Genomic DNA, 20,854 nt, shown 5'->3' with positions numbered 1-20,854 from the left:
TCCGTTACCATGTCAGGGCGAAAAATTTAAGAGTCAATTCACTATGCCGAAGAAAAACGACGCACCGGCCAGTTTCGAAACTGCGCTGAGTGAACTGGAGCAGATCGTTACCCGTCTTGAGAGCGGCGATCTCCCGCTGGAAGACGCGCTCAACGAATTTGAACGCGGCGTGCAGCTCGCGCGCCAGGGGCAGGTAAAACTCCAGCAGGCCGAGCAGCGTGTGCAGATCCTGCTTTCCGACAGCGAAGACGCTAAAACCACGCCATTCACACCGGACGCCGAGTAAATGGATTTTTCCAACGCGCTTCAGGCGCGCGTCATCCGCGCCAACGACGCGCTGCGCCGTTTCATTGAGCCGCAGCCTTTTCAGAACACTCCTCTGGTTGAAGCCATGCACTATGGCGCACTCTTGGGGGGTAAACGCCTGCGTCCGTTCCTGGTGTATGCCACGGGCAACATGTTCGGTATCAGCGATAACACGCTGGACGCCCCGGCAGCCGCCGTGGAGTGTATCCACGCCTATTCGCTGATCCACGATGATTTGCCGGCCATGGACGATGACGATCTGCGTCGCGGTCAGCCGACCTGCCACATTAAGTTCGGCGAAGCGAATGCTATTCTGGCAGGTGATGCGCTGCAAACCCTGGCGTTCTCTATTCTGAGCGATGCGCCGATGGTTGAAGTGAGCGATCGCGATCGTCTGGCAATGGTGTCCGAACTGGCAATGGCCAGCGGCGTCGCCGGGATGTGCGGCGGCCAGGCGCTGGATTTAGAGGCTGAAGGTCGTCAGGTAACTCTGGAACAGCTGGAGCGCATCCACCGTCACAAAACGGGCGCCCTGATTCGGGCAGCCGTTCGTCTGGGCGCGCTGAGCGCGGGTGAACGCGGGCGTAAAGCCCTGCCGGTTCTGGACAGATACGCAGAAAGTATCGGTCTGGCATTCCAGGTTCAGGATGACATTCTGGATGTGGTGGGCGATACTGCAACATTGGGAAAACGTCAGGGTGCGGATCAGCAGCTTGGCAAAAGTACCTACCCCGCCCTGTTGGGCCTTGAGCATGCCCAACGTAAAGCCCGGGATCTGATAGACGATGCCCGCCGGTCACTGAATGAGCTGGCCGCGCAATCGCTGGATACCTCGGCACTGGAAGCGCTAGCGGACTACATAATCCAGCGTAATAAATAAACTATATATCTCGATGAGCCTTTGATGAGTTTTGATATTGCCAAATACCCGACACTGGCGTTAGTTGACTCCACTCAGGAGTTACGTCTGTTGCCGAAAGAGAGTCTGCCGAAGCTGTGTGACGAGCTGCGTCGCTACCTGCTCGACAGCGTTAGCCGCTCCAGCGGCCACTTCGCCTCCGGACTTGGCACGGTTGAGCTGACCGTGGCGTTGCATTACGTCTATAACACGCCGTTCGATCAGCTGATCTGGGATGTTGGCCACCAGGCCTATCCGCACAAAATTCTGACCGGACGTCGCGATAAGATTGGCACCATTCGCCAGAAAGGCGGCCTGCATCCGTTCCCGTGGCGCGGCGAGAGCGAGTTTGACGTGTTAAGCGTCGGCCACTCTTCCACCTCCATTTCCGCAGGCATCGGGATTGCCGTTGCCGCTGAAAAAGAGAATAAACAACGCCGTACCGTCTGCGTGATTGGTGACGGGGCGATCACCGCCGGGATGGCTTTTGAGGCCATGAACCACGCGGGCGATATCAAACCGGACATGCTGGTGATCCTCAACGATAACGAAATGTCGATCTCCGAGAACGTCGGCGCGCTGAATAACCATCTGGCGCAGCTGCTGTCCGGTAAGCTTTACTCCTCACTGCGCGAAGGCGGGAAAAAAGTCTTCTCGGGCGTACCGCCGATCAAAGAGCTGCTTAAGCGTACCGAAGAACATATCAAAGGCATGGTCGTGCCGGGTACGCTGTTTGAAGAGCTGGGCTTTAACTATATTGGCCCGGTGGACGGCCACGATGTGTTAGGTCTGGTGACGACGCTTAAAAACATGCGCGACCTGAAAGGCCCGCAGTTCCTGCATATCATGACCAAAAAAGGGCGTGGTTACGAACCGGCGGAAAAAGATCCGATCACCTTCCACGCGGTGCCCAAGTTCGACCATACCAGCGGTTGTCTGCCGAAAAGCAGCGGCGGAATGCCGAGCTACTCAAAAATCTTTGGCGACTGGCTGTGCGAAACGGCGGCGAAAGACAACACGCTGATGGCGGTGACGCCTGCCATGCGTGAAGGCTCCGGCATGGTCGAGTTTTCCAAAAAATACCCGGACCAGTATTTCGACGTCGCCATTGCCGAGCAGCACGCGGTAACCTTCGCAGCGGGCCTGGCGATTGGCGGCTACAAGCCGGTGGTAGCGATTTACTCTACCTTCCTGCAACGCGCCTACGATCAGGTGATCCATGACGTTGCCATCCAGAAGCTGCCGGTGCTGTTTGCTATCGACCGTGCGGGCATCGTGGGGGCTGACGGCCAGACGCACCAGGGCGCATTTGACCTCTCCTTCCTGCGCTGCATCCCGGACATGGTGATCATGACGCCAAGCGACGAAAACGAGTGTCGTCAGATGCTGTATACCGGTTACCACTATCAGGACGGTCCCTGTGCGGTACGTTATCCACGCGGCAATGCCCTTGGCGTTGAATTACGGCCGCTGGAAAAACTGGACATCGGTAAAGGTCTGGTGAAACGTCGCGGTGAAAAAGTGGCGATCCTGAACTTTGGTACGCTGATGCCGGAAGCGGCAAAAGCCGCTGAAAACCTGAATGCGACGCTCGTCGATATGCGATTTGTGAAGCCGCTCGATGAATCTCTGATTCTGAGCATGGCGGAAAGCCATGAGGTGCTGGTCACGCTGGAAGAGAACGCCATCATGGGTGGCGCGGGTAGCGGCGTGAACGAAGTGCTGATGGCGAACCGTAAAGTCGTTCCGGTGCTTAATCTCGGCCTGCCGGACCACTTCATCCCGCAAGGCACTCAGGACGAGGCGCGCGCCGACATTGGCCTGGACGCCGTCGGTATCGAAGCTAAAATCCGCACCTGGCTGGCCTGATCCCTCCCCTTTTCTGCTCCTGCTATGCTTAAACGTATTGTTTAAACAGCAGGAGCGGAACCATGCAATACACAACATTAGGAAAAACAGACCTCAAGGTGTCCCGGCTTTGCCTGGGCTGCATGACGTTTGGCGAGCCTGACCGGGGAAATCACGCCTGGACGCTGCCTGAAGAGAGCAGCCGCCCTATCATTAAGCGCGCCATTGACGGCGGCATCAACTTCTTCGATACCGCCAACAGCTACTCCGACGGCAGCAGCGAAGAGATTGTGGGCCGCGCCCTGCGAGATTTTGCCCGTCGGGATGAGATTGTGGTCGCCACCAAGGTGTATTACCCGTCAGGCGATCTGGCGGAAGGCCTTTCTCGCACGCAGATCCTGCGCTCCATTGATGACAGCCTCAGACGCCTGAACATGGATTACGTCGACCTGCTGCAAATTCACCGCTGGGATTACAACACGCCGATCGAAGAGACGCTTGAAGCGTTGAACGACGTCGTGAAAGCCGGTAAAGCGCGCTACATCGGCGCATCGTCCATGCATGCCTCACAGTTTGCTCAGGCGCTCGATCTCCAGGCGCAGAACGGCTGGGCGCGCTTTGTCACTATGCAGGATCACTACAACCTGATCTACCGGGAAGAAGAACGCGAGATGCTGCCGCTCTGCTACCAGGAAGGCGTGGCGGTGATCCCGTGGAGCCCGCTGGCGCGGGGAAGGTTAACCCGTCCGTGGGGTGAAACTACCGCCCGGCTGGTATCGGATGAAGTAGGTAAAAATCTGTATGACGATACAGAAGCCAGCGATGCGTTAATTGCCGAACGATTAGCCGGGATCGCCGACGATATCGGTGCAACGCGCGCACAGGTTGCGCTGGCGTGGCTGCTGAGCAAGCGCGGTGTCGCCGCGCCGATTGTGGGCACATCGCGGGAAGAACAGCTGGACGAGTTGTTGAGTGCGGTGGACTTATCGTTGACGCCGGAGCAGATTGCCGAGCTGGAGACGCCGTATCAGCAACATCCGGTGGTAGGGTTTAAATAAACAATTCAGGGAACAAAATCCGTAGGCCGGGTAAGCACAGCGCCACCCGGCAATACAGAGCGCACAAAATTACGCGAAGTGATCGTACCCTTTCCAGTCAAGCGTAACCGGGGCGCCGTCGCGGACAAACAGCAGCCCTTCACTTTCCGGCATCACCTGCCCGATGCAGGTAAATTTCGCCCCCAGATGCGCTAACGCCACATCCAGCGTCCCGCGATTCAGCTCGGGAACGGTAAAGCACAGCTCATAATCTTCCCCACCAGATAGTGCCCAGCGCAGCGCCTGTTCAGGCTCGGCATGGCGACGCAACGGCTCTGACAGTGGGAACAGATCCAGATCGATCCGTGCGCCCACGCCACTGGCCTTCAGGATATGGCCGAGATCGGAGATCAGCCCGTCAGAGAGATCGATAGCAGAACTGGCCCGCTCGCGCAGCGCCTGACCGTGCAAAATACGCGGTGTGGGCCGCAGGTGGCGCTTCACCAGGTACGCCGCATCGTCAGCATCTTCAACTGCTAAACGGTTCTGAAGGATCGCCAGCCCGGCCGCGCTATCCCCCGGCGTACCGGTCACGTAGATCCAGTCGCCCGGTTTTGCGCCCGAACGCTTCAGCGCGCGCCCCGCTGGCACATAGCCGTGGATTGCCAGGGTCATCGACAGCGGCCCGGCGGTGGTATCACCGCCAATCAGCTGCATATCGTAATAATTCAGCTGTTCAAACAGGGCATCGCTGAAGGCTTCAAGCCAGGCTTCATCCACCTCCGGCAGGGTCAGAGCCAGCGTCAGCCAGGCCGGGTCGGCGCCCATTGCCGCCAGATCGCTAACGTTTACCGCCAGCGCCTTATACGCCAGGTCGGCAGGATCGATATCGGGCAGGAAGTGACGCCCACATACTAAGGTGTCGGTGCTGATTGCCAGCGTCTGTTTTTCGGGAATATTGAGAAGTGCGCAGTCATCGCCAATGCCGGTTTCAACATCAAGACGAGAGGTTCTGACACGGTCGAAATAACGGGCAATCAGGGAGAATTCGCCGCATGCCATACGTTATGCCTCAGCAAATAAAAGAAAAAACCGGAGCCGCACTGCCAAAAAGGCAATGCAAGACTCCGGTTTGCGGATCACTTTTTGTGGGGACGGATCGCAGGTGCGGCTTTATCCAGCACGCCGTTTACAAACTTGTGGCTGTCTTCAGCGCCGAAGGTTTTTGCCAGTTCGATCGCTTCGTTGATGGCCACTTTGTACGGCACATCATCACGTTTAGACAGCTCAAACAGAGCGATACGCAACACTGCTTTTTCGACCTGGCCCAGCTCTTCGAGCAGACGGGACAGGTATGGCTTCATCAGACCATCGAGATACGCGCTATTAGTCGCCACTCCCGACAGCAGTTCACGGAAGTACAGAACGTCAACGTCTTTCACGTCCTGTTCTGACAGGAACTGGTATTCAACATCAGCGATGTCGTTCTGGGACAACTGCCAGGAGTAAAGTGCCTGGACGGCACATTCACGGGCGCGGCGACGAGCAGCAGGTTTCACGGAATTCCCCTTACAAAAAAATCAGGCCTTGATGGCTTTCAATACATTGATCATTTCAAGCGCGGTCAGTGCAGCTTCTGCACCTTTGTTACCGGCTTTGGTGCCAGCACGTTCGATGGCTTGTTCAATACTTTCGGTAGTCAGTACGCCGAACGCGACAGGAATTTCAGCATCCTGTGCAACGTGCGCCAGACCATTGCTTGCACCGCCCGCAACGTATTCGAAGTGCGCAGTGCCGCCACGAATAACAGTACCCAGTGCAATCACCGCGTCGTATTTACCGGTTTTCGCCAGCGCGCCCGCTGCCAGTGGCAGTTCGTAAGCACCTGGTACCCAAACGACGGTAATGTTGTCATCTTTAACCTGGCCGATACGTTTCAGGGCGTCAACCGCACCTTCCAGCAGGCTGTCGTTGATGAAGTTGTTGAAACGCGCAATGGTGATGGCGACGCGAGCGTCCGGGGTAGCTACAGCAGCTTCAATAATGTTCATACTCTTCCTTTACGGGTTCATTTGGCCCCGCAGGGGGGCGGATTTTATCATAATACTTTGCGCACTGCTTCCCTATTTCAGGAGCAATTACGCTGTCGTTAAATGGAGGCAGACATCCGGGCCTACCGGACGAATCTCGCTGAATGAGAGTTGCGGCGCATCGGCCAGTTTTTCAAGGCCGGGCAGCACAAACAGGCCGCGCGCGTCGTTACCTAACAGTTTAGGCGCAACGTAGACCAGAAGCTCATCCACCAGCCCTGCCTGGAGCAGCGCGCCGGCGAGCGTCGGACCGGCTTCAACCCAGATGCTGTTGACCTGCTGTTTACCCAGCAGCATCATCAGCACCACCAGATCGAGATGCCCGTTGTGTTCCGGCACCATAATGCTGCGCACGCCTTGCGGCCATTCGCGCGTATCTTCTTTGGTGCGGGCAATCCAGGTTTCCCCCGGCTGCTGCACGATGCGGTGCTCCGGCGTCACGCGGTTCTGGCTATCAATAATAATGCGCAGCGGCTGACGCAGGTTCTCCTGCGGATAGAGTGCCTGGGTATCCGCATTCAGCTCATCCCAGCGCACGGTCAGGACCGGATCGTCAGCCAGCACCGTTTCACTGCTGGTGAGAATAGCATGGCTTTGTGCGCGCAGACGTTGCACATCGCGCCTTGCCTGTGGCGAGGTGATCCACTGGCTCTCGCCGTTCGCCATCGCCGTGCGGCCATCCAGTGACGCGCCAAGCTTAAGCTGGATAAACGGGAAACCGGTGCGCATACGCTTCAGGAAGCCTTTGTTGATGGCTTCGGCATCCTGCATCATCAGGCCGTGACTGACGTCGATCCCTTCCTGTTGCAGACGATACAGCCCGCGGCCCGCCACCTGCGGGTTAGGATCCTGCATGGCGGCGACAACGCGCGAGACTCCCGCCGCAATCAGTGCTTCGCAGCACGGAGGCGTGCGCCCGTGATGACTGCATGGCTCCAGCGTCACGTAAGCCGTCGCGCCACGCGCCCTCTCCCCCGCCATGCGCAGGGCATGCACTTCAGCGTGCGGCTCGCCTGCGCGGTAGTGAAAACCTTCCCCCACGATCTCGCCATCTTTAACAATGACGCACCCGACATTAGGGTTAGGGTGAGTGGTAAACCGACCGCGCTGCGCCAGCTTCATGGCTCTCGCCATGTACATCTCGTCCTGCATAGGCTTAATCCTGTAAGCGGGCGATCTCTTCGCCAAACTCTTTAATGTCTTCGAAGCTGCGGTAAACAGAGGCGAAGCGAATATAGGCGACCTTATCGAGCTTTTTCAGCTGTTCCATCACCAGGTTACCGATCATTTTGCTCGGCACTTCGCGCTCACCTAGCCCCCGCAGATAAGATTTAATATGATTTAACGCCATTTCGACGTCATCGGAGCTGACGGGCCGTTTTTCCAGCGCCTTGAGCATCCCGCTACGCAGTTTTTCTTCATTGAACGGTTCGCGCACATCGTTACTTTTTACCACGCGCGGCATTACCAGCTCTGCCACCTCGAAGGTGGTAAAACGCTCGTTGCACACCAGACACTGCCGACGACGACGCACGGAAGACCCTTCGCCTACAAGACGTGAGTCGATGACTTTGGTATCCACAGCGGAGCAAAATGGGCAATGCATACGATGTCCCTGTTATCTGGTTAACTGATTTCTATTTTACCCTGAACTGGCCCGACAACAAAGGAAGAGCTTTTTGAGACAAAGGATCTATGCCTGACGCCACTATCCTGTCTACCATTGCAGCAATGTGTGATTTCAAGGAATTAAACGCAATGACAAGACGTTACCTGAAAATAGTGCTGGTTGGGAGCCTGTTCACGCTCAGCGCCTGCGCACAGCAAAGTGAAGTTCGCGAGATGAAACAAAGCGTGAATACGCTCAATGTGGCGATGGACAAACTTAATAAAGAAACCGTGAAGATCACCCAGCAGAACGCGCTGAATGCCAAATCCAGCAATGGCGTTTATTTATTGCCGGGCGCAAACACGCCCGCGCGTCTGAACAGCCAAATTGGCACGCTAAAGATGTCTCTGGTGAATGTTGCAGCGAATGCCGATGGTACGCGCGCAACATTACGCATTCAGGGTGAATCCAACGATCCGCTTCCCGCCTTCAGCGGCACCGTAGAGTGGGGCCAGATTCAGGGCACCACGGAGAGCTATCAGGAGGTGAATGTGAAGAATCAGCTCTTCACCGCCCCCGCCAGCACGCTGGCACCGAGCGATGTTGATATCCCGCTCCAGCTGAGCGGACTGACGCCAGAACAGTTGGGCTTTATCCGCATTCACGACATTCAACCTGCCGCGCAATAACCCGCCCTTTTAGCGGAGTGAAATGTCACTCCGCTAACATTTACATTTCGTATGGATTGGCAACATAAATGATTGCCGCTACAATCCCGGCCGTTTAAAGTACGCAAACGTGAACGCAATCGATTACGTATGTGAGAGATATGTGAAACAACACATATTTTTGTGAGCAAGGATTCCTATAATAGGCTCCGCAGAGACACGAAATATTTAGAAACGCAATTCGCGCATTTTTCACTCCCGGAAGGGAATTTCAATCAGTGGCATGATTATGAAAAAAACATTACTCGCAGCTGGCGCCGTGCTGGCACTGTCCTCCTCTTTCACTGTTAACGCAGCGGAAAACGACAAACCACAATATCTCTCCGACTGGTGGCACCAGAGCGTTAACGTGGTAGGCAGCTACCACACCCGTTTCGGGCCGCAGATCCGCAACGATACCTACCTGGAATACGAAGCGTTTGCCAAGAAAGACTGGTTTGATTTCTACGGCTACGTCGATCTGCCGGTATTCTTCGGCGGTAACTCCGATGCGAAAGGTATCTGGAACAATGGCTCCCCGCTGTTCATGGAAATCGAACCGCGTTTCTCTATTGACAAACTGACCGGCACCAGCCTGGCGTTTGGTCCGTTCAAAGAGTGGTACTTCGCGAACAACTACATCTATGACATGGGTCGCAACGATTCTCAGGAACAGAGCACCTGGTATATGGGTCTGGGTACTGACATCGAAACCGGCCTGCCAATGAGCCTGTCACTGAACGTGTATGCGAAATACCAGTGGCAGAACTATGGCGCATCAAATGAGAACGAGTGGGATGGCTACCGTTTCAAAGTGAAATACTTTGTGCCAATCACTCAGCTGTGGGGCGGTAACCTGAGCTATATCGGCTTCACTAACTTTGACTGGGGTTCAGACCTGGGCGACGATAACTTCTATGACAACAACGGGAAGCATGCTCGTACCAGTAACTCCATCGCCTCCAGCCACATTCTGGCGCTGAACTACGATCACTGGCACTACTCTGTTGTTGCGCGTTACTGGCACAACGGTGGCCAGTGGAACGACGACGCCAGCCTGAACTTCGGCAACGGCGACTTCAGCGTTCGCTCTACCGGTTGGGGTGGTTACCTGGTCGTGGGTTACAACTTCTAACCTGTGCGGACTTCGCCCGGTGGCGCTGCGCTTGCCGGGCCTACGATCCGAATGTAGGCCGGGAAAGGCGTAGACGCCACCCGGCTTTTTACTGCTTCACCTTCCGCAAAAAATCTGCCAGAGCTCTGTCCGCACTTTCGCTAAAGCGTCTCTCCGTCTGCACAATATTGAGGTACCTGTCGAGCCGGAAGCAGCGATATGCATACTGTCAGGAATAGACAAAAAAAATCCCGGCCAGCAGGCCGGGATTTCGATACCGCATAAGACTCTTACGGCAGAATGGACGGCTGATCCGCCCCTTCTTTCTCGACTTTCTGCTGGATCAGATGCTCGCGCTTCATGCCCAGCTTCAGCGCCAGCGCGGACGCGACGTAGATAGACGAGGCCGTACCGATAGACACACCGATCAGCATGGTCAGCGAGAAGCCTTCCAGCACCGGGCCACCGAACAGGAACAGCATCAGGATCACCATCAGGGTGGTGCCGGAGGTGATCAACGTACGGTGCAGCGTCTGGGTCAACGACACGTTAAAGATTTCGTACGGCGTGCCGCGACGGATCTTACGGAAGTTTTCACGAATACGGTCAGATACCACGATACTGTCGTTCAGTGAGTAACCGATAACGGACATCAGGGATGCCACAATCGTCAGGTCAATCTCAATGTGGAAGAGAGACAGTATGCCCATGGTGATCACCACGTCGTGCGCCAGAGCGATAACCACGCCTGCCGCCAGTCGCCACTCAAAGCGGAAACCGACGTAAATCAGAATCGAGATCAGCGCCACCAGCAGCGCCATCGCACCGGTCTGCGCCAGGTCAGCACCAACGCTCGGGCCGACAAACTCAATACGCTTAACCGTTGCATCCTGGCTGGTCGTTTCGTTAATAACCTGAACGACCTTGCTGCCCAGCTCCTGGCTGCCGTTGGCATCGTGTACCGGCGGCATACGCACCATGATGTCGCGGCTGCTGCCGAAGTTCTGTAGCAGCGGCTCTTCAAAGCCCGCTTTTTGCAGAGACTCACGCATCTGGTCCATATCGACCGGTTTTTCCAGGGTAATTTCGATCACCGTACCACCGGTGAAATCCAGACCCCAGTTAAAGCCTTTCACGCCCATAATGACGATGGACAAGATCAGCAGAAAACCTGAAATGCCGAAGGCCCAGTAGTCCCAGCGCATAAAGTCCCAGACTTTACGGCCGTGGTTCAATTGTTCAACAGTATATTCCTGTGCCACAACGCACTCCTCAGATAGACAGCTTTTTGACGCGCTTGCCGCCGTACAGCAGGTTCACGATGGCACGGGTGCCGACAATAGCGGTAAACATCGACGTTGCGACACCGATACCGGTAGTAATCGCAAAGCCTTTGATCGCGCCAGTACCCACTGCATACAGGATAAGAACCTTAATCAGTGTTGTTACGTTCGCATCGAAGATGGAGCTGAACGCCCCTTTGTAGCCTTCTTCAATCGCCTGCTGTACAGAACGACCGTTGCTCAGCTCTTCTTTAATACGTTCGTTTATCAGTACGTTGGCGTCGACCGCCACCGCAAGGGTTAGAACGATACCCGCGATACCCGGCATGGTTAGCGTCGCCCCCGGCAGCAGGGACATGATACCGATGATCAGCACCAGGTTGGCAATCAGCGCGGAGGTCGCAATCAGGCCGAACTTCTTATAGAAGAAGATCATGAAGATGATGGACACCGCCAGACCGGCCAGACACGCTTCCAGACCCTGCTTGATGTTCTGCATACCCAGGGTTGGACCGATGGTACGCTCTTCAACAATCTGAATTGGCGCAATCAGCGCACCGGCACGCAGCAGCAGAGAGAGCTGACGCGCTTCGTTCGGGTTGCTGATACCGGTAATACGGAAGCTGTTACCCAGACGAGACTGGATGTTGGCGATGTTAATCACCTCTTCCTCTTTCACCAGCACAGCACGGCCATTGGCATCTTTCTTACCGCTGTCTTTGTACTCCACGAACAGGGTCGCCATCGGCTTGCCGATGTTGTCCTTGGTGAAGTTAGACATGATGTTGCCACCTGCGCTGTCCAGCGAGATGTTAACCTGCGGCTGGTTGTACTCATCCTGGCTTGAAGTGGAGTCGGTGATATGGTCACCGGTCAGGATCACGCGTTTGTACAGCACAACCGGCTGGCCTTCGCGGGTCTGTTTCACTTCGGAATCGCCCGGCACACGGCCTGAAGCCGCAGCAGCCTGGTCAACGTTGGCGTTAACCAGACGGAACTCCAGAGTCGCCGTCGCGCCCAGAATCTCTTTCGCACGGGCGGTATCCTGGATACCTGGCAGTTCGACCACGATACGGTCAGCACCCTGACGCTGTACCAGTGGCTCAGCCACGCCCAGCTGGTTTACACGGTTACGCAGAATGTTAATGTTCTGCTGAACGGCGTACTCACGTGCTTCACTCAGACGCGCGTCGGTCATTACCGCACGCAGCTGGTTGCTGCCCTGAGAGGTGATCACCAGATCGCGGTGACGTTGAGACAGATAGGTCACAGCCTGATCGCGTGCCGCGCTGTCGCGGAACGTGATGCTCATGCCGTAGTTATCTTCTTTACGTACGGTGGTGTACGGAATGCCTTTATCGCGCAGATCGCTGCGCAGACTGTCGATATTCTGTTCCTGTAGCTTGCCGAGCGCGGTATCCATATCCACTTCCATCAGGAAGTGAACGCCGCCACGCAGGTCAAGACCCAGTTTCATTGGCTCTGCGTTCAGCGCAGCCAGCCAGCGTGGGGTTGCAGGAGCAAGGTTAAGCGCCACGACATATTTATCACCCAGCACGCCCATCAGCGCTTCACGTGCGCGGAGCTGCGTGTCGGTGGTGTCGAAGCGAGCAAGAATTGCGCCCTCTTCCAGTGCCACAGACTTAGCGGTAATTTTTTCTTCTTGTAACGTTTTCTGGACCTGGATCAGCGTTTGCTCACTGGCGGCGACACCGCGCGCGCCAGTGATTTGAACGGCCGGATCCTCACCATACAGGTTGGGAAGCGCGTACAGCAGGCCGACGATAATCACGACGACCAGCATGATGTACTTCCACAAAGGATAACGGTTTAACACGGCAGTTCCCTTTGGGAAAAGTTGGGATTACAGCGCCTTCATGGTGCCTTTCGGCAGAACGGCAGCTACGAAGTCACGTTTGATAACCACTTCAGTGGTGTCGTTCAGGGCGATAGCAATGTAGCCGTTTTCCGCTACTTTGGTTACGCGACCCACCAGGCCACCATTGGTCAGGACTTCATCGCCCTTCGCGATGGAGTTCATCAGGTTTTTGTGCTCTTTAGTACGCTTCTGCTGTGGACGCAGGATCATGAAGTAGAAGATCAGACCGAACACAACCAGCATCAGAATCAGAGACATCGGGCTGCCCTGCGCTGGTGCACCCGTTGCTGCTACCGCATCAGAAATAAAAAAGCTCATTCAAATTCCCTCATTATTAAAATTAATCAACGTTCAACGGTGGAACATCCCGCCCCTGACGTTGGTAGAAATCGGTCACGAAGCTCTCTAATTTACCCTCTTCGATAGCCTTACGTAAACCAGCCATTAAGCGCTGATAATAACGAAGATTATGAATGGTATTGAGACGCGCCCCCAAAATCTCGTTGCAACGATCGAGATGATGCAGATACGCGCGAGAATAATTGCGACAGGTATAGCAATCGCACTCGGAATCGAGCGGGCTGGTGTCACTCTTATGCTTCGCGTTACGGATTTTCACCACGCCATCGGTAACGAACAGATGACCGTTACGTGCGTTTCGGGTTGGCATAACGCAGTCGAACATATCAATGCCGCGACGTACGCCTTCCACCAGATCTTCTGGTTTACCCACACCCATCAGGTATCGTGGTTTATCCGCCGGGATTTGCGGGCAGACATGCTCCAGAATACGGTGCATATCTTCCTTCGGCTCACCCACAGCCAAACCGCCGACAGCGTAGCCATCAAAGCCTATCTCTACCAGACCTTTAACCGAGATATCGCGTAAATCTTCGTAAACGCTGCCCTGGATAATGCCGAACAGCGCATTTTTGTTTTGCAGGGAGTCAAAACGGTCGCGGCTACGCTTCGCCCAACGCAGGGACATCTCCATGGAACGTTTGGCATAGTCCCAGTCCGCCGGGTATGGCGTACATTCGTCGAAGATCATCACGATATCGGAGCCGAGATCGTACTGAATCTCCATAGACTTTTCCGGATCGAGGAAGATTGGATCGCCGTTGATCGGGTTACGGAAGTGTACGCCCTGCTCGGTGATCTTACGGATATCGCCCAGGCTGAAGACCTGGAAACCGCCGGAGTCGGTGAGGATGGGGCCTTTCCACTGCATGAAATCGTGCAGATCGCCGTGGAGCTTCATGATCTCCTGGCCTGGACGCAGCCACAGGTGGAAGGTGTTGCCGAGAATAATCTGTGCGCCAGTGGCTTCAACTTCTTCCGGCGTCATTCCTTTTACGGTGCCGTACGTGCCCACAGGCATAAACGCGGGGGTTTCTACCACGCCGCGATCAAACACCAGGCGACCGCGACGCGCGCGGCCATCGGTGGTATCGAGTTCAAATTTCATTTTTTCTCCGACGTCAGAAAAACAGTCCAACGTTGTAACACGGTGCCGCGGACTTATTCCCCGACACGCTCATTCAAAGCCTGCGGATTGTACGTGATAAACATCGCGTCACCGTAGCTAAAAAAGCGATATTTTTGTTCTACCGCAGACTTGTAGGCGTTCATCGTATGCTGATACCCCGCAAACGCGGAGACCAGCATAATCAGCGTCGATTCAGGCAGATGGAAGTTGGTCACCAGCGCATCAATGACTTTGTACTGATAGCCCGGGTAGATAAAGATCTGCGTATCGCCAAAGAAGGGCTCAATCAGCTCTTTTTTCGCGGCCTGCGCAGCGCTCTCAAGGGAACGTACCGACGTTGTACCGACGGCCACGACGCGGCTACCGCGCGCTTTCGCCGCCAGCACCGCATCAACCACCTCCTGCGGCACTTCGGCATACTCAGAGTGCATGATGTGGTCTTCGATGCTGTCCACGCGCACCGGCTGGAACGTCCCCGCGCCGACGTGCAGCGTCACGAAGGCCATCTCAATACCCTTGGCGCGCAACTTTTCCAGCAGCGGTTCATCAAAGTGCAGGCCCGCTGTTGGCGCCGCCACTGCGCCAGGCTTCTGGCTGTAGACGGTCTGATACAGCTCGCGGTCGGCTTCTTCATCCGGGCGTTCAATGTACGGCGGCAGCGGCATGTGGCCGATGGCGTTGAGGATATCAAGCACCGTGCGCTCGTCGTTGAACTCCACCTCGAACAGCGCGTCGTGACGCGCGGTCATGGTCGCTTTGATGCTCTCGTCATCACCCAGCAGCAGTTCAGCGCCCGGCTTCGGCGCTTTGGATGCGCGAATATGTGCCAGAATACGTTTATCATCGAGCATACGTTCGACCAGCACCTCAATCTTGCCGCCGCTGGCTTTACGGCCAAACAGACGCGCTGGGATCACGCGGGTATTGTTAAAGACCAGCAGATCGCCAGGGTTGAGCTTGTCGAGTAGATCGGTGAAAGTACCGTGCGTCAGCGCGCCCGTTGGCCCGTCCAGTGACAGCAAGCGACAGCTGCTACGCTCAGGCATGGGGTAGTGAGCAATCAGGGATTCAGGTAGTTCAAAGGAGAAATCGGCGACGCGCATGACGTATACTCGTGACTTAAAAACAGGCGGCATAGTCTAGTGCTCACACCCATTTGCTGCAACAACTAGCCGCCACCGGACAAATAAAACGCATGAATTTTCTCGCTCACCTGCATCTCGCTCACCTCGCGGACAGCTCCCTCTCCGGCAATTTGCTGGCCGATTTCGTACGCGGCAACCCCGCGGAAGATTATTCCCCTGAGGTTATCGACGGGATTTTTATGCACCGCCGCATCGACGTGCTGACCGATAACCTGCCGGAAGTGACGGAAGCCAAAGCCTGGTTCCGCCCCGAAACGCGACGCGTGGCGCCGATCACGCTCGACGTCATGTGGGATCATTTCCTGTCGCGCCACTGGTCCCTGCTGTCGCCTGATATGTCGCTGCCTGAGTTTGTGCGCTACGCCCACGCGCAGGTGTCGATCATTTTGCCGGACTCCCCACCGCGCTTTGTGAATCTGAATAACTATCTGTGGTCTGAACGCTGGCTGGAGCGTTACCGCGAGATGGATTTCATTCAGAACGTGCTCAACGGCATGGCCAGCCGTCGACCGCGTCTGGACGCGCTTCGCGACTCCTGGCACGACCTGGACGAACATTATGACGCGCTGGAAACGCGCTTCTGGCAGTTCTACCCGCGCATGATGGCGCAGGCGAAAAATAAAGAACTGTGATGCCGGTTCGATTGATAGGTAAAAGCTGGTGGAACGATTGTTACCACCTCTTTGTCTTATTCCCGCGCTGCCTCTATACTGGCCCGCGTTGCGTTCCAAATAACCTTAGTATCTACAGGAGAATCATATGGTTCTGGTAACTCGTCCGGCTCCGGATTTTACAGCTGCCGCCGTTCTGGGCAACGGTGAAATCGTTGAAAACTTCAACTTCAAACAGCACACCAACGGTAAAGCGACCGTTCTGTTCTTCTGGCCAATGGACTTCACTTTCGTTTGCCCGTCTGAGCTGATCGCGTTCGACAAACGTTACGAAGAATTCCAGAAGCGTGGCGTGGAAGTGGTTGGCGTCTCCTTCGACTCTGAATTTGTACACAACGCATGGCGTAACACCCCTGTCGAAAACGGCGGCATCGGTGCGGTGAAATACGCGATGGTTGCGGACATCAAACGCGAAATCCAGCAGGCTTACGGTATCGAACATCCGGACGCTGGCGTTGCGCTGCGTGGTTCTTTCCTGATCGACGCGAACGGCATCGTTCGTCACCAGGTTGTGAACGATCTGCCGCTGGGTCGTAACATTGACGAAATGCTGCGCATGGTTGACGCGCTCCAGTTCCACGAAGAGCACGGTGAAGTGTGCCCCGCTCAGTGGGAAAAAGGTAAAGAAGGTATGGCGGCTTCCCCTGACGGCGTAGCTAAATACCTGTCTGAGAACGTATCCAGCCTGTAATCGGCACGGTTTACGAAAAACCCGCGACTACGCGGGTTTTTTTATAGCTTATGCTGCGCCGTCTTTTTTGACCTCGCGCCAGATGCGCCATGCCATACCCGCAAGCACCATCACCCCGACGATCAGTACGCCCCAGACCATCAGCGTTTTCATTCTGCTTTCCTGCTCAGCCGCAGACGTCGCGGTTAAACGCGCCTCGCCGCCCAGCGGGACAGGTTCCAGCGTATCCGCCATCGGCAGGGCTGCCAGAGCGTAGGTTTTACGCAGTTCGGTCGGGATCAGCATATCCGTCTCCACGCTTGCCGGTTTCGCAGCCCCGTTCCCCCACGCAAGCAGATACGGCCCCTTCCCCTGCGCGTTGAACACCAGATCATAGCGCACGCGTTGCCCGATCACGCCCGGCAGGTTCTCTGGCAAACGCGCATTGAAGGTCTTGATTTTTACCGCCTCGACCAGCCCGCCCGGGAGCGGAACAGGTTCAGACGTTTTGCCGCCGAGCTGGTAGATCACCTCTTTTTTCAGCGTATGCCACCGATCCTTGTCCGCCCCCCGCCAGGCTATTTCTGCCGGGAGAACACCGTCGCCATTCAGCATGAAGGCGATCGCACTCAGAGGCTGCGGATGCGTCCAGCGCCACACGGCTTCGCTATCGGATAGCCGCTCCCCCTCTCCCGCCAGGCTAATGTGCTCTGATTCCGGCTGCGCAGGAGCGTTAATCGCGTTGACGCCGGTTAACGTCAGGGCTGAACGCCCCGTGTTCAGCACCAGCAGCAGATAGCGATTCGCCTCAGGAGATAACACCAGATCGGTATCGATGCGGTCGAGCTTCAGGCGATCCTGTCCACTCATCACGTCCAGCAGGGGCATCTCTTCGCGCAGGGTATACCAGTTTTTCAGATCCTCGCTGTAATAGACCGATGCCGTCCCCTGCCACGAGCCCTGCGGCGTGTCCCAGAAAAGCTGGAGCTGAGAGAGCGGAACCTGCGTCGCGTTTTCCGGCAGGGTCAGCAGATAGTGCTGTCCGGCAGCCGCCCCGTGTTGCCCTTCCAGCACAATCTCCACGCCGTTTCTGGCACGTAACATAATTTTATCGCCACTGCCCTCTTCCCCACCCGGCGAGGCGTTAAGCGCAAAGAGGCGCAGCGCCGTGGTGGTCGGTGCCGGCTGCGGACGCGTCGTGGTAACCAGGCTGAACGGTACCGGCTCGCCCGACTGATTAAACACGCGCACGTCGCGCAGATCGGGCGATGTGCTCTGCTGATAAACCGCCAGCGGCAGCATGACCCGATACCACGGCGAAGAGGCAGAGGTATCAAGGGACAGGCCATAGGCATAATCCCGCGGGGATTCCACCGGCGCGCCCTCGCTGAATGCCGGACCGGCCACGGCCAGCAGTGCCGCACAAACAACCGATTTCATCCATTTCATTTTTCTTCTCCTGCTTTAGGCGGTAGCGGCGAGAAATAGCCCACAATCAGGACCAGGATCGCCACGCCAATAAACGCGACAGCACGCGCCAGGCCGCCACCGCCCGCGCTGTCCACCAGCATCAGTTTGAGCATGACCACCCCCAGCAGCGCCGCACCGCCAAGCCACTGCTGACGGGAGGCCTGACGGGTGGCGCGGATCATGACCACCAGCGCGCAGAACATCCAGAACAGGGCAAAGGTGGTCTGGATAAGCCGCGAATGCCACAGCGACTCCATGTTCCAGGCCACCTCGCCGTACCACGCCAGCGCGCGCAGCAGCGCGCCGTTGAGCCACCAGAAGCCAAGCGCCATCAGCACAACGGCGGACCACGGTCGGGACTGCGCAAGCGATGCCGGATAGTGGCGATCCACTGCCCGATAAAACACCACCAGCCCCAGCAGCGCGAACGCCGCCCCTTCCTCAAGCGGGTTCACCAGCGGCAGCCAGGTCTGTCGATAGACTACCCCGTCCTGGAAATTGGTCACGACCAGCAATACCACCAGCGCCACAACCACAGGGATCACGGCAAGGCAAGCGTAGAGCGCAGGCCATACCCGGAACGGCCACCCGCGACGCCGTACGGCCGCGGAGAGCGCCATAATCACCCCACCGCCGACAGCCATCGCAATGCCGCTTCCCCAGGCCGCCATGCCCCATGGCAGGGAGCGGGCAAACCAGTAAAGCTCGGCGGCCATGGCGAGTAAAATCATCCACAACAGCGACAGATGCAGCCCCATTGCGATGCGCGGAAGAAGTTTATCTTCGTCGCGCCGCAACAGCATCAGGGCGGCAGGCAGCGCAATAGCCCAGGCCAGATTTGCCCAGCCGGCTGCCAGGATCTGCTGTTGCCAGACCTGATACAGCACCATCAGCAGCATCACCGGCCACAGCAGCCATTTGCTGGCATCCAGCTCCCGCCATGCCAGACGAGCAGCAGCCTGCCGCCATCCCCAGGCCGACGCCGCCGTCAGCGCCAGCACGCCCGCCAGAACCGATAATTCTGTCTTGAGGATCAGTTGCGACGCACCCAGTTGCGCCACTAACCAGAACAGCAGCCCACCGACCAGCAGCGCCCAACTGCCCGACAGCACGATTTTCTGCCACAGCCAGGCCGCAGCCAGCCAGCAAAGACTGAGCACTGCGAAAATAAGCAGCAGGCTCAGCGAGGTGACGCCGTTCATCTGCGCCCATATCGCGCTGCCGAGCGCCAGCACCAGCAGCGCCGTCCCGCTATAGCTCATACGCCGCTGCTGCTGTTGCACGCCCAGCCAGAGGATACCCAGCCCCTCCAGCGCCCAGGCCATCGCCGTCCAGCGCGCCGAAAGCGCCAGCGGAATGGCAAGCGTGGCAAACCCGCCGCCAATCGCCAGCGCCGCCATAATCAGTGGTCGCCCAATGGAGGGGTAACGTCGCAGCGCGAGGAACGCCAGTGAGAGATAAAACGCACCATAACCCAGCGCGCTGAGTGCCGGGCCGTACGTCCAGTGCGACGTCATGCCGTACTGCATCCCAAAACCAATCAGCGGCGGGGCAAACAGCAGTACACCGTCAATAATCTGTTTGCCTTTTTCCTGCGCCCGCAGCGACAGCGCTACGCTAAACACGCCAAAAATAAGCGTATTGGCAATCAGGAACAGCTGACAGATAACATAGTTTTCAGGCTGGTAGTCGCTCAGCCCCCACACTCCGCCAACGCCAAACGTGAAGAGCAGCCCGAGCAGGTTGAGCTCGCGCCAGTGCTGCCAGATGCTGATGACGAGAATGCCGATGGACAGCAGAAGATAGAAGGAGAACAGCGCCACAAAGCTACCGCCCCCGGTAGACAGGAGCAGCGGCGCAAGATATCCGCCGAGGCTCGCCAGCATGGCAAGGCTCAGCGCCTTTTGCAGCACGGCCAGCCCGACGCTCGCCGCGCAAATCACCACCAGCAGCGCAAACGCCAGCGTCATCGGCAGCATCTGCCACAGCCGGAATGCGCCAAAGACGGTCAGGTAAAGCACGCCGGTCGCCCCGCCCTGGAGGATCAGCGCGTAGATCCGCTGCCTGTGCCGCAGCCGCCATCCAACGGCCAGCAGAACCATGGCAAACAGCGCCGTGGCGGCAAGACGCAGCTCAAGCGGAAACAGTGAATGTTCAACGGTATAGCGCAGCAGGAAAGAGAGGCCGAGGAAGAGCAGTACAATCCCCAGTTTTGCCAGCGGATTGCCCTGCATAAACCAGCGCGTCAGCGAGGACAGGATGCCGCCAAAGGCGGAAGGCCGTTTTGCCGCCGGGACAGGCGCAGGTTCTGCTTCAGTGACGGGCGGTTCGGGACGCCAGGGATCGACAGGTGCGTTACCGGCCTCTGGCACCGGCGCTGGTGTCTCCACTGGCGCGGCGGTCTGCACCGGCTCCGGCGCTTTCTCAGCTACACCGTGCTGCTCAAGCGCCTCAATGCGCTGGCGAAGCCGGGCGATCTCCTGCCGCGCCGCCGTGCTTCGATTAAAGCCTATCACCGCAAGCACGGGGGCCACGACCAGCGCAAAAACCAGGAACAAACAGCCAAGGATGTAAAGCTCGTCCATGTTTCCACCTTCACCGTAAAAGATCCGTTAAGATTGACACAAATAGTTGCATT

The 20,854-nt window shown here is 56.9% G+C and carries 20 protein-coding genes and 1 pseudogene; 8 read left to right on the top strand and 13 right to left on the bottom strand.

The window, feature by feature from the left end; all coding sequences use genetic code 11:
- Positions 1-43: 43 nt before the first annotated feature.
- The 4 genes from xseB to ACQG11_RS14800 all read left to right on the top strand — a co-directional run bounded on the left by xseB (position 44) and on the right by ACQG11_RS14800 (position 4,110).
- On the top strand, positions 44-286 hold the full coding sequence (gene xseB, locus ACQG11_RS14815) for an exodeoxyribonuclease VII small subunit (RefSeq protein ID WP_003859094.1): 243 nt from the start codon (positions 44-46) through the stop codon (positions 284-286).
- Positions 287-1,186 carry a (2E,6E)-farnesyl diphosphate synthase gene (gene ispA / locus ACQG11_RS14810; RefSeq protein WP_038415485.1) on the top strand — a complete coding sequence of 300 codons (900 nt, stop codon included), beginning with the start codon at positions 287-289 and terminating at the stop codon, positions 1,184-1,186.
- A 24-nt stretch (positions 1,187-1,210) separates the two neighbouring features.
- Positions 1,211-3,073 carry a 1-deoxy-D-xylulose-5-phosphate synthase gene (gene dxs / locus ACQG11_RS14805; protein ID WP_063149153.1) on the top strand — a complete coding sequence of 621 codons (1,863 nt, stop codon included), beginning with the start codon at positions 1,211-1,213 and terminating at the stop codon, positions 3,071-3,073.
- Between the two features lie 62 nt (positions 3,074-3,135).
- Entirely contained in the window at positions 3,136-4,110 is a 975-nt protein-coding gene (locus ACQG11_RS14800; protein WP_180243477.1) for an aldo/keto reductase, read from the top strand.
- A gap of 69 nt (positions 4,111-4,179) precedes the next feature.
- Here the strand turns inward: ACQG11_RS14800 and thiL are convergent, their stop codons facing one another.
- The 5 genes from thiL to nrdR form a co-directional block, all read right to left on the bottom strand.
- Complete coding sequence (gene thiL / locus ACQG11_RS14795) at positions 4,180-5,151, bottom strand: thiamine-phosphate kinase (RefSeq protein ID WP_048966732.1); 972 nt, start codon at positions 5,149-5,151, stop codon at positions 4,180-4,182.
- 77 nt (positions 5,152-5,228) lie between these two features.
- Positions 5,229-5,648, bottom strand: coding sequence for a transcription antitermination factor NusB (gene nusB / locus ACQG11_RS14790; RefSeq protein WP_006809908.1), 420 nt, complete (start codon positions 5,646-5,648; stop codon positions 5,229-5,231).
- 21 nt (positions 5,649-5,669) lie between these two features.
- A complete protein-coding gene (gene ribH / locus ACQG11_RS14785) occupies positions 5,670-6,140 on the bottom strand; it encodes a 6,7-dimethyl-8-ribityllumazine synthase (RefSeq protein WP_003859098.1) in 471 nt (156 codons plus the stop codon).
- Positions 6,141-6,227: 87 nt separating this feature from the next.
- Positions 6,228-7,331, bottom strand: a complete 1,104-nt coding sequence (gene ribD, locus ACQG11_RS14780; RefSeq protein ID WP_022647225.1) for a bifunctional diaminohydroxyphosphoribosylaminopyrimidine deaminase/5-amino-6-(5-phosphoribosylamino)uracil reductase RibD — start codon at positions 7,329-7,331, stop codon at positions 6,228-6,230.
- A 4-nt stretch (positions 7,332-7,335) separates the two neighbouring features.
- The gene (nrdR, locus tag ACQG11_RS14775; RefSeq protein ID WP_003859099.1) at positions 7,336-7,785 is read right to left on the bottom strand and encodes a transcriptional regulator NrdR; all 450 of its coding nucleotides are present in this window, start codon (positions 7,783-7,785) and stop codon (positions 7,336-7,338) included.
- A gap of 152 nt (positions 7,786-7,937) precedes the next feature.
- On the opposite strand from nrdR, the gene ACQG11_RS14770 reads away from it, so the two are divergent.
- Both ACQG11_RS14770 and ACQG11_RS14765 read left to right on the top strand, forming a co-directional pair.
- Positions 7,938-8,477 carry a DUF3251 domain-containing protein gene (locus ACQG11_RS14770; RefSeq protein WP_003859100.1) on the top strand — a complete coding sequence of 180 codons (540 nt, stop codon included), beginning with the start codon at positions 7,938-7,940 and terminating at the stop codon, positions 8,475-8,477.
- Positions 8,478-8,745: 268 nt separating this feature from the next.
- Positions 8,746-9,630, top strand: coding sequence for a nucleoside-specific channel-forming protein Tsx (locus ACQG11_RS14765; RefSeq protein WP_032621817.1), 885 nt, complete (start codon positions 8,746-8,748; stop codon positions 9,628-9,630).
- 88 nt (positions 9,631-9,718) lie between these two features.
- Here ACQG11_RS14765 and ACQG11_RS14760 read toward each other — a convergent pair.
- The 6 genes and pseudogenes from ACQG11_RS14760 to queA all read right to left on the bottom strand — a co-directional run.
- Positions 9,719-9,829: pseudogene (locus tag ACQG11_RS14760) on the bottom strand (DNA-binding transcriptional regulator); the annotation flags it as partial.
- A gap of 70 nt (positions 9,830-9,899) precedes the next feature.
- Positions 9,900-10,871, bottom strand: coding sequence for a protein translocase subunit SecF (gene secF, locus ACQG11_RS14755; RefSeq protein WP_003859105.1), 972 nt, complete (start codon positions 10,869-10,871; stop codon positions 9,900-9,902).
- 10 nt (positions 10,872-10,881) lie between these two features.
- On the bottom strand, positions 10,882-12,729 hold the full coding sequence (gene secD, locus ACQG11_RS14750) for a protein translocase subunit SecD (protein ID WP_032621613.1): 1,848 nt from the start codon (positions 12,727-12,729) through the stop codon (positions 10,882-10,884).
- 27 nt (positions 12,730-12,756) lie between these two features.
- Entirely contained in the window at positions 12,757-13,089 is a 333-nt protein-coding gene (gene yajC / locus ACQG11_RS14745; RefSeq protein WP_003859109.1) for a preprotein translocase subunit YajC, read from the bottom strand.
- Between the two features lie 22 nt (positions 13,090-13,111).
- Positions 13,112-14,239 (bottom strand): tRNA guanosine(34) transglycosylase Tgt, encoded by a 1,128-nt coding sequence (gene tgt / locus ACQG11_RS14740; RefSeq protein ID WP_003859110.1) that lies wholly within the window; start codon positions 14,237-14,239, stop codon positions 13,112-13,114.
- A gap of 53 nt (positions 14,240-14,292) precedes the next feature.
- Positions 14,293-15,363: a tRNA preQ1(34) S-adenosylmethionine ribosyltransferase-isomerase QueA gene (queA, locus tag ACQG11_RS14735; RefSeq protein WP_022647221.1), complete on the bottom strand. Its 1,071-nt coding sequence runs from the start codon at positions 15,361-15,363 to the stop codon at positions 14,293-14,295.
- Between the two features lie 92 nt (positions 15,364-15,455).
- Between queA and acpH the strand changes: the two genes are divergently transcribed.
- Both acpH and ACQG11_RS14725 read left to right on the top strand, forming a co-directional pair.
- Positions 15,456-16,037, top strand: a complete 582-nt coding sequence (gene acpH / locus ACQG11_RS14730) for an ACP phosphodiesterase (protein WP_038415474.1) — start codon at positions 15,456-15,458, stop codon at positions 16,035-16,037.
- 127 nt (positions 16,038-16,164) lie between these two features.
- Positions 16,165-16,767, top strand: coding sequence for a peroxiredoxin C (locus tag ACQG11_RS14725; RefSeq protein WP_003859113.1), 603 nt, complete (start codon positions 16,165-16,167; stop codon positions 16,765-16,767).
- A gap of 48 nt (positions 16,768-16,815) precedes the next feature.
- Here ACQG11_RS14725 and ACQG11_RS14720 read toward each other — a convergent pair whose 3' ends face one another.
- The gene (locus tag ACQG11_RS14720; protein WP_336196448.1) at positions 16,816-18,195 is read right to left on the bottom strand and encodes a DUF3999 domain-containing protein; all 1,380 of its coding nucleotides are present in this window, start codon (positions 18,193-18,195) and stop codon (positions 16,816-16,818) included.
- Entirely contained in the window at positions 18,192-20,801 is a 2,610-nt protein-coding gene (locus ACQG11_RS14715) for a DUF2339 domain-containing protein (protein WP_426728501.1), read from the bottom strand. Before ACQG11_RS14715 ends, ACQG11_RS14720 begins: the two co-directional genes overlap by 4 nt.
- Positions 20,802-20,854 lie beyond the last annotated feature (53 nt).

This window comes from Enterobacter cloacae complex sp. 372C4 (assembly GCF_050030615.1).
Taxonomy (GTDB): Bacteria; Pseudomonadota; Gammaproteobacteria; order Enterobacterales; family Enterobacteriaceae; genus Enterobacter; species Enterobacter intestinihominis.
The sequence above is the reverse complement of the archived record's forward strand: the minus strand, read 5'-3'. Positions and strand labels throughout refer to the sequence as shown.

Excerpts from the sequence above, each read along its gene's own strand:
- ACQG11_RS14765 (WP_032621817.1), top strand. The coding sequence starts at position 8,746 with ATGAAAAAAACATTACTCGCAGCTGGCGCCGTGCTGGCACTGTCCTCC.
- ACQG11_RS14720 (WP_336196448.1), bottom strand. The coding sequence starts at position 18,195 with ATGAAATGGATGAAATCGGTTGTTTGTGCGGCACTGCTGGCCGTGGCC.
- queA (WP_022647221.1), bottom strand. The coding sequence starts at position 15,363 with ATGCGCGTCGCCGATTTCTCCTTTGAACTACCTGAATCCCTGATTGCT.
- acpH (WP_038415474.1), top strand. The coding sequence starts at position 15,456 with ATGAATTTTCTCGCTCACCTGCATCTCGCTCACCTCGCGGACAGCTCC.
- ribH (WP_003859098.1), bottom strand. The coding sequence starts at position 6,140 with ATGAACATTATTGAAGCTGCTGTAGCTACCCCGGACGCTCGCGTCGCC.
- ACQG11_RS14715 (WP_426728501.1), bottom strand. The coding sequence starts at position 20,801 with ATGGACGAGCTTTACATCCTTGGCTGTTTGTTCCTGGTTTTTGCGCTG.
- ACQG11_RS14800 (WP_180243477.1), top strand. The coding sequence starts at position 3,136 with ATGCAATACACAACATTAGGAAAAACAGACCTCAAGGTGTCCCGGCTT.
- dxs (WP_063149153.1), top strand. The coding sequence starts at position 1,211 with ATGAGTTTTGATATTGCCAAATACCCGACACTGGCGTTAGTTGACTCC.
- xseB (WP_003859094.1), top strand. The coding sequence starts at position 44 with ATGCCGAAGAAAAACGACGCACCGGCCAGTTTCGAAACTGCGCTGAGT.
- ACQG11_RS14725 (WP_003859113.1), top strand. The coding sequence starts at position 16,165 with ATGGTTCTGGTAACTCGTCCGGCTCCGGATTTTACAGCTGCCGCCGTT.
- ribD (WP_022647225.1), bottom strand. The coding sequence starts at position 7,331 with ATGCAGGACGAGATGTACATGGCGAGAGCCATGAAGCTGGCGCAGCGC.
- ispA (WP_038415485.1), top strand. The coding sequence starts at position 287 with ATGGATTTTTCCAACGCGCTTCAGGCGCGCGTCATCCGCGCCAACGAC.
- thiL (WP_048966732.1), bottom strand. The coding sequence starts at position 5,151 with ATGGCATGCGGCGAATTCTCCCTGATTGCCCGTTATTTCGACCGTGTC.
- ACQG11_RS14770 (WP_003859100.1), top strand. The coding sequence starts at position 7,938 with ATGACAAGACGTTACCTGAAAATAGTGCTGGTTGGGAGCCTGTTCACG.
- tgt (WP_003859110.1), bottom strand. The coding sequence starts at position 14,239 with ATGAAATTTGAACTCGATACCACCGATGGCCGCGCGCGTCGCGGTCGC.
- yajC (WP_003859109.1), bottom strand. The coding sequence starts at position 13,089 with ATGAGCTTTTTTATTTCTGATGCGGTAGCAGCAACGGGTGCACCAGCG.
- nrdR (WP_003859099.1), bottom strand. The coding sequence starts at position 7,785 with ATGCATTGCCCATTTTGCTCCGCTGTGGATACCAAAGTCATCGACTCA.